Here is a 7,571-nt window from a genome sequence, read left to right as displayed (position 1 = left end):
TAGGCACCGGCAGGTCCCTGAACGAAAAGAGACATGAGCAGCAGGATGAAAGCCGGCGGCAAAAGCCAGAACGAGATGTTGTTCATGCGCGGAAACGCCATGTCGGGCGCGCCGATCATGATCGGCACCATCCAGTTGGCGAAACCGCCGATCAGCGCCGGCATGACCATGAAGAAGATCATGATGAGGCCGTGCGCCGTGGTGAACACATTGAACATGTGCTTGCCGGCGTCGATGGCGGCGTCGCCTTCGAAACCGTAGACCATGGCGGCAAGACCATGGAAAATCTGGATGCCGGGCTCAGCAAGCTCCCAGCGCATCATGACGGACAGGAAACCGCCGATGATGCCCGCACAAATGGCGAAGATCAGATAAAGCGTGCCGATGTCCTTGTGGTTGGTGGAGTATACCCACCGGGTCCATCCGGTCGGCTTGTGTTCGCCATGGGCGTCCTGGGTTGTAGCGCCTGCCATTTCCTACCGCTCCATTTCCTCTCTAGACGTCTGCGGGCTCATTCGCCGGCAGACGCAACTTTCGTCTTGCCTTCGATCGCGGCCATCAGGGCCTCGTTGGCGCCGGAGAGATCCTCGCCGGCAGCCGCAATCCAGGTGTCGTATTGGTCTTGAGCCACAACGCGGATGGCAATCGGCATATAGGCATGGTCCTTGCCGCACAGCTCGGAGCACTGTCCGTAGTAAAGGCCTTCCTTCTCGGCCTTGAACCACGTCTCGTTGATGCGGCCGGGAACCGCGTCGACCTTGATTCCGAAGGCCGGCATGGCGAAGGCGTGGATCACGTCGCTGGCGGTGACGAGCACGCGAACGGTGGTGTCGACGGGCACGACGATCTCATTGTCCACGGCGAGCAGGCGCGGATAGACGGTTTTGTCCTCCTTGCCGGCGTCGGCGCGTTCGTCTTCCTTCAGCATCAGAGAGGTGAAGGAAACCGGCTCCTCGAGCTGGTATTCGTAATCCCAGTACCACTGGACGCCGGTCGCCTTGATGGTGAGCGCCGGGTCTTCTTCAGGCGTATACTGCGCTGTCAGAAGCTGGAACGACGGCACGGCCAGAAACAGCAGAACGATCACGGGGCCGACCGTCCAGATGACCTCGATCAGCGTGTTGTGGCTGGTGCGCGACGGCGTCGGATTGTTCTTCGCGCGGAAGCGCAGAATACACCACCCGAGCAGCGCCATGACGAGAATGGTGATCGGGACGATAAACCACAGTGTATACTGCTCGAACCAGGTAATCTCGTGCATGATGCCGGTAGCGGCAGGTTGAAAGCGCATCTGCCAAGGCTCCGGTTGCGCAGCAACGGCGCCCGTGGCGAGAAACGGCAGAGTGGCAAGGCCAACAGCGATATTCTTCATACCCCTCGTCATCTCCCGTGGCGACACGGCAAGCCGGACTGTCCGGTTTTGCCGCAAAGGGAATTCTGGCTTTTTATAGGCGCGTTCAAACCATACTCTCATTTGAACCGCAAGGAAGGCGTTGGATGCGACGTGCGGCATTTTTGCGCCCCTTCGGCAGGCTCATACTGCCGTCCACGTTGAAAGTGCAATAGCACAAAACGACGGGGCGTCCCATTTCCGTCGGAATTGCCCGGTTTGTTGTCACATAAACAGGTTTTCCCAATCTTTGCCGACGCAATCCCTTTTCGCCGACTGCAAACGCAGGATAAATTGCCCTGATTCGTACGGGAGCCAGGAACAATGAGCATGCCCTTCCTTAAATGCGCCGCCGCCGCGCTCGCGATCACCGTTTTTCCCGTATTGAGCGCGCATGCGCAGCAAAGCGGTACGGTTCGTTCGACCCATGGTGCCTGGTCCATCCTTTGCGATACGCCCGCCGGCGCTTCCAGCGAGCAATGCGCGATGATGCAGAATGTCGTCGCCGAGGACCGGCCGGAAATGGGGCTTTCGGTCGTGGTGCTGCGCACCGCTGACGGAAAGGCCGAGATCCTGCGCGTGCTGGCCCCGCTCGGTGTGCTTCTGCCCAACGGGCTCGGCCTCAATGTCGATGGCGAGGACATCGGTCGCGCCTATTTCGTGCGCTGCTTCCAGGATGGCTGCTATGCAGAGGTGATCCTTGAGGATCAGCTCGTCGAGACGTTCAAGTCCGGCGAGTCGGCCACGTTCATCGTTTTCCAGACGCCGGAGGAAGGCATCGGCATCCCGGTCGATCTCAATGGCTTCGCCGAAGGTTTCGACGCGCTGCCCCGATAGTCATGCGACATCCCGTCCGCGCTGCACTGGATTGCGCGCGCCGCTTTCCTTAAATGGAGAGGAGTTTCGACAGGATATCGTTCAATGACCGCCAAATCGCTGCTTGATGCGTTCGACTGCTCCCCCGAACGGCTCAAATCCCTCGTTTCCGACACGATCCGCGGCGCGGATGACGGGGAACTCTTTCTCGAATACCGGGAGGGAGAAGCGCTCGCCTTCGACGATGGCCGGTTGAAAACCGCCAGTTTCAACACCGATCAGGGTTTTGGCCTGCGAGCGGTTGCCGGCGAAGCAACGGGCTATGCCCATTCCAGCGACTTGTCGGAGGCTTCCCTGCGCCGCGCCATCGATGCCGTCTCAACCGTCAAGGACGGGTATTCGGGCAAGTTGGCCGCCGCGCCCGCCGGTACAAATCAGCGCCTGTATGGCGATGAAAACCCGATCGTTTCGCCGGGTTTCGATGAAAAAGCGAAGCTTTTGCAGGAAATCGACGGATGGCTGCGGGCAAAAGACCCGCGGGTGCGTCAGGTCACGGCCTCGATTGCCGCATCCTGGCAGCATGTCGAAATCGTCCGTGCCGACGGCCACGTCGCACGCGATATTCGTCCTCTCGTCCGCGTCAATGTGTCCGTCATGGTCGGCGATGGCGATCGGCAGGAAACCGGTTCCTACGGCATGGGCGGGCGCAAGAGTTTTGGCGAATTTCTCGCCGAGGATTCCTGGCGGTTCGCCGCCAGCGAGGCGCTGCGCCAGGCGCTCGTCAATCTGGAGGCCGTCCCCTCGCCTGCCGGCACCTTCGATATCGTGCTGGCCAATGGCTGGCCGGGCGTTATGCTGCATGAGGCCGTCGGCCACGGGCTGGAGGGCGACTTCAACCGCAAAAAGACCTCCGCCTTTGCCGGCCTGATGGGCGAGCAGGTTGCGGCGAAAGGCGTGACCGTGGTCGATGACGGCACGATTTCGGAGCGCCGCGGCTCTCTCACCATCGACGATGAGGGTACCCCCTCGGGCCACAATGTCCTGATCGAGGACGGAAAGCTTGTCGGCTATATGCAGGACCGGCAGAATGCCCGCCTGATGGGCATGCGCCCCACCGGCAATGGCCGCCGCGAATCCTATGCGCACGAGCCCATGCCACGCATGACCAACACCTATATGACGGCCGGCGACAAAACGCCCGAAGAGATCATCGCTTCGGTGAAGAAGGGCATTTACGCCGTATCCTTCGGTGGCGGCCAGGTGGACATCACTTCCGGAAAATTCGTGTTCGGCTGCACCGAGGCCTACATGATCGAGGACGGAAAGGTCACCCGGCCCGTGAAGGGCGCCATGCTGATCGGAAACGGCCCCGATGCCATGCACCGGGTCTCCATGGTCGGCAACGACATGACGCTCGACAATGGCGTGGGCATGTGCGGCAAGGCCGGACAGGGCGTACCGGTGGGCGTCGGCCAGCCGCATCTGCGCATGGATCGGATGACCGTCGGCGGCACGCAGACCTGATGGGCTTCCAGCGCATCGTCATACTCACCGGCGCGGGCATCTCCGCCGAATCGGGCGTGGACACGTTCCGCGACAAGAACGGCCTTTGGGCGAAGATCGACTATCGCGACGTGGCAACGCCCGACGGCTTCGCCGCCAACCCCGCACTGGTGCACGACTTCTACAACATGCGCCGGCGAAAAATTGCGGAACTCGAGCCCAACGAAGCCCACCGGGCGCTCGCCCGGCTGGAACGCGATTTTGCCGGCGAGGTCCTTCTGGTCACCCAGAATATCGACGACCTGCACGAACGGGCCGGCTCGAACAATCTCATCCACATGCACGGCGAACATCGCAGCGCGCTCTGCACCCATTGCGGTGCGCGTGCTGCGTGGGAAGGCGACATGTCGGTCGAATCGGCCTGTCCCGCCTGTGTCACCGTCGGGCAGATGCGCCCGGATGTCGTCTGGTTCGGAGAAATGCCCTATCAGATGGAGCGTATCTACGGCGCTCTGCGCGCTGCCGATCTCTTCATCTCCATCGGCACGTCGGGCAATGTCTATCCGGCAGCACAATTCGTCCAGGAAGCCGGCCGCGCCGGCGCGCATACCGTCGAGCTCAATCTCGAACCGTCCGACACCTTCGACGATTTCGACGAAGCCATCCACGGCCCGGCAAGCCGCGTCGTTCCCGATTATGTCGATTTTCTGCTGACAGGCTGATCAGCGCCGCTTCGGCATCTTTTCCAGAAGCACCACGGCTTCCACATGGGGCGACCAGAGAAACTGGTCGATCGGTGTGACGCTGCTTACGCGATAGCCTCCCTCCAGAAGAATCGCCAGATCCCGCGCCAGTGTTCCCGGATTGCACGACACCGCCGCAACCCGTTTCACGCTGGAACGGGCAATCTGCCGACACTGAAAGTCCGCACCGGCACGCGGCGGGTCGAACACGAGCCCGTCGAACTGCGCCAGTTCCTTCGCGAGCAGAGGGCGGTGAAAAAGATCGCGTTTCTCCGCCGTTACCGGTTTCAGGGCAGGCCATTGGCGCGCGGCGATTTCAAGCGCGGCGAGCGCAATCGCATCTCCCTCGGCCGCATAGACCCGCGCGTTCTGCGCCAGCCGCAGCGCAAAGGTGCCGCTGCCTGCGAAAAGATCGGCGACGTGCTTGCAGCCACCCAGATGTTCGCTCACGAGTGCCGCCATCGCCTCTTCCGCGTCGGCGGTCGCCTGCAGGAAACCCGCCGGAGGAATGGCCACCGGCACCGCGCCGAACATCACGATGGGTTTGCGTCCCTCCACGATGATCTCGCCATCTGCGGAAAGCCGGGCAAAGCCCTTTTGCAGCGCCAGGTCGATGACCGCCCGGCGCTGCTTCTCTCCAAGCCTTCCCGATCCCGCCGCCGCAACGTCCAGCCCGGTACGGGTTTCCGTCACCGTCAGTTGAAACGGCTTGGGCGTCGCGGCAACGGCCTTGGCGAGTTGTCGCAAATCCTCCAGCGCCGCCACAATACCGGGCGTCGCCACCGGGCATTCCTCGATTGCGACAATACGGTGGGTCTGCGCGGCATTGAAGCCGAGCAGAATCTCCGATCCCAGCCGTCTGGCGGTAAACGTCACGCGCCGGCGCGTCTTCGGCGGGCAGGCAAGCGTCGCGCCGACCTCCGCTTTCACAGACCGTGCTTCCAGCGCTCTAACAACCTTGTCGCGTTTCCACGCGAGATAGGTTTCGCCCTCGAGATGCTGCACCGCGCAGCCACCGCAATCGCCGAAATGCCGGCAAACCGGCTTGGCACGTTCGAGCGCGGCCTGACGCAGTTCCGTCTTCACGGCACGCCCCTTGCGCAGCTGTGCCTCAACCACCTCGCCAGGAAGCGCGAACGGCACATAGACAGGCCCCGACGGCGTCACCGCCACACCATCGCCCTGTGCCCCCAGATGATCAATCGTCAGCGTTTCGCTCATCGGTCCTTAAGCCCGGCCAGAAGAAATTCCCGGTTTCCGTCTCCGCCTTCGATGGGTGACGGCACAAGCCCCACGGCCCGCCATCCGGCATTCGTCCCCAGCCAATTCTTCATGTCTTCGGCTATTTCATCGGCCCGCGCGGGATCGCGCAAGAGGCCGCCCTTGCCGATGGCCTCCCGCCCCGCCTCGAACTGCGGTTTGACCAGAAAGATGCCGCACGCACCAGGTGCCGCCATTGCCAATGCGGGCGGAAGGGCGAGTTTCAACGAGATGAAACTCACATCCGACACTAAAAAATCCGGTATGGAGGCGCCCAGATGCTCCCTTGCAAGGTTCCGGGCATTGACGCCCTCCAGCGACGCAACGCGTGGATCCATGGCAATGCGTGCATCCATCTGACCGCTGCCCACATCGATCGCCGTGACATGGGCGGCGCCGCGCTCCAGAAGCACCTGCGTGAATCCGCCGGTCGACGCGCCGATGTCGAGTGCGCGGGCACCCGACGGATCGAAGCCGAAAATGTCGAGTCCGCGCAGGAGTTTCAATGCCCCGCGTGAAACATAACCTTTTGCCGGATCGTCGACGCCGATGTCTGCGGACGGTGCGACGGCTTGTCCCGGTTTTTTCGCCGGTTTTCCGTCCACGACGACGGTGCCCCGCAGGATCGCATCGCGAGCGCGGGCGCGGCTCTCGAAAAAGCCGCGTTCGACAAGAAACTGGTCAAGCCTCATGAGCGCATTCCGCCGGAAACGCAGACGATCTGGAGGTGCCCCTCGCCCGGTCCCACAAACTCTGAGCATTCAGGCACGTGCCGCGCTCTCCGCACGCGCTTCGAGGGCGGCGAACACCAGGCGTGTGATGGCCGCCGCATCGAGCCCCGCATCCTCAACCATGCGCTCTGGTTTGGCGTGGTTGATGAAGCGGTCCGGCATGGCCATGGGCCGCACCTTCAGGCCGCTTTCGAGCAGGCCTTCATGCGCCAGAAAGTTGAGAACATGCGAACCGAAACCGCCGATGGACCCTTCCTCGATGGTAATCAGCACCTCATGTTCAAGGGCCAGACGGCGGATCAGATCCATATCGAGCGGTTTGGCGAACCGCGCATCGGCAACCGTCGTCGATAGACCGGCCGCATCCAGCTCGTTCGCCGCCTTGAGACAGTCCTCGAGCCGTCCACCAAGAGAAAGCAATGCCACCTTGGACCCCGCGCGCATCACGCGCCCCTTGCCCAGTTCCAGCGCTTCGCCGCGCTCGGGCATATCGACACCCACGCCATTGCCGCGCGGATAGCGGAACGCAATAGGCCCCTGATCGTGCTCCGCGGCTGTGCGGACCATGTGCCGCAGCTCCGCCTCATCAGCCGCGGCCATGACGACGAAATTCGGCAGGCTGGCCAGATAGGTGATGTCGAACGCGCCGCAATGGGTGGGGCCGTCCGCGCCGACAAAGCCGGCCCGGTCGATGGCGAAACGCACCGGCAGATTTTGCAGCGCCACATCGTGCACCACTTGATCGTAGGCGCGCTGAAGGAACGTCGAGTAAATCGCCGCGAAGGGGCGCAACCCCTCGGTTGCCAGACCGGCTGCGAACGTCACCGCGTGCTGCTCGGCAATGCCCACATCGAAGGTGCGCTCGGGAAACTCCGTTCCGAACAGATCGAGCCCGGTGCCCGACGGCATGGCCGCCGTAACGGCGACGATCCGCTCGTCTTCGCGCGCTTCGTGGACCAGCGACTGGGCGAAAACCTTGGTGTAGCTCGGCGCATTGGCGGGCGCCTTGGCTTGCGCGCCGGTGATGACGTCGAACTTGCCGACACCGTGATACTTGTCGGCAGCCGCCTCGGCGGGCGGATAGCCCTTGCCCTTCTTCGTCACCACATGGATGAGCACCGGTCCGTT

At 62.6% G+C, this 7,571-nt stretch carries 8 protein-coding genes; 3 read left to right on the top strand and 5 right to left on the bottom strand.

What is annotated here, in order from left to right; genetic code table 11:
- Together QZ638_RS20995 and coxB are read right to left on the bottom strand one after the other, a co-directional pair.
- A partial coding sequence (locus QZ638_RS20995; protein ID WP_295814071.1) for a cbb3-type cytochrome c oxidase subunit I occupies positions 1–473 on the bottom strand: 473 nt, incomplete at its 3' end.
- A 38-nt stretch (positions 474–511) separates the two neighbouring features.
- Entirely contained in the window at positions 512–1,372 is an 861-nt protein-coding gene (coxB, locus tag QZ638_RS20990; protein ID WP_295814070.1) for a cytochrome c oxidase subunit II, read from the bottom strand.
- A gap of 348 nt (positions 1,373–1,720) precedes the next feature.
- Between coxB and QZ638_RS20985 the strand changes: the two genes are divergently transcribed.
- From QZ638_RS20985 to QZ638_RS20975, 3 genes are all read left to right on the top strand, one after another.
- Positions 1,721–2,227: an invasion associated locus B family protein gene (locus QZ638_RS20985; RefSeq protein WP_295814068.1), complete on the top strand. Its 507-nt coding sequence runs from the start codon at positions 1,721–1,723 to the stop codon at positions 2,225–2,227.
- 84 nt (positions 2,228–2,311) lie between these two features.
- A complete protein-coding gene (gene tldD, locus QZ638_RS20980) occupies positions 2,312–3,730 on the top strand; it encodes a metalloprotease TldD (protein WP_295814065.1) in 1,419 nt (472 codons plus the stop codon).
- Positions 3,730–4,431: an NAD-dependent deacylase gene (locus tag QZ638_RS20975; protein ID WP_295814063.1), complete on the top strand. Its 702-nt coding sequence runs from the start codon at positions 3,730–3,732 to the stop codon at positions 4,429–4,431. Before tldD ends, QZ638_RS20975 begins: the two co-directional genes overlap by 1 nt.
- Here QZ638_RS20975 and QZ638_RS20970 read toward each other — a convergent pair whose 3' ends face one another.
- The 3 genes from QZ638_RS20970 to QZ638_RS20960 all read right to left on the bottom strand — a co-directional run.
- Positions 4,432–5,673, bottom strand: a complete 1,242-nt coding sequence (locus tag QZ638_RS20970; protein ID WP_295814059.1) for a class I SAM-dependent RNA methyltransferase — start codon at positions 5,671–5,673, stop codon at positions 4,432–4,434.
- Complete coding sequence (locus QZ638_RS20965) at positions 5,670–6,404, bottom strand: TlyA family RNA methyltransferase (protein WP_295814056.1); 735 nt, start codon at positions 6,402–6,404, stop codon at positions 5,670–5,672. Before QZ638_RS20965 ends, QZ638_RS20970 begins: the two co-directional genes overlap by 4 nt.
- Before the next feature lie 69 nt (positions 6,405–6,473).
- The coding region (locus QZ638_RS20960) for a 1-deoxy-D-xylulose-5-phosphate synthase (RefSeq protein ID WP_295814053.1) at positions 6,474–7,571 on the bottom strand (1,098 nt) is incomplete at its 5' end.

This window comes from uncultured Nitratireductor sp. (assembly GCF_913053745.1).
Taxonomy (GTDB): domain Bacteria; phylum Pseudomonadota; class Alphaproteobacteria; order Rhizobiales; family Rhizobiaceae; genus Nitratireductor.
This window is presented reverse-complemented; position numbering and strand designations above follow the sequence as displayed.

What these genes read in the sequence shown, in the direction of transcription:
- tldD (WP_295814065.1), top strand. Translation starts at nt 2,312, where the DNA reads ATGACCGCCAAATCGCTGCTTGATGCGTTCGACTGCTCCCCCGAACGG.
- QZ638_RS20970 (WP_295814059.1), bottom strand. Translation starts at nt 5,673, where the DNA reads ATGAGCGAAACGCTGACGATTGATCATCTGGGGGCACAGGGCGATGGT.
- coxB (WP_295814070.1), bottom strand. Translation starts at nt 1,372, where the DNA reads ATGAAGAATATCGCTGTTGGCCTTGCCACTCTGCCGTTTCTCGCCACG.
- QZ638_RS20985 (WP_295814068.1), top strand. Translation starts at nt 1,721, where the DNA reads ATGCCCTTCCTTAAATGCGCCGCCGCCGCGCTCGCGATCACCGTTTTT.
- QZ638_RS20975 (WP_295814063.1), top strand. Translation starts at nt 3,730, where the DNA reads ATGGGCTTCCAGCGCATCGTCATACTCACCGGCGCGGGCATCTCCGCC.
- QZ638_RS20965 (WP_295814056.1), bottom strand. Translation starts at nt 6,404, where the DNA reads ATGAGGCTTGACCAGTTTCTTGTCGAACGCGGCTTTTTCGAGAGCCGC.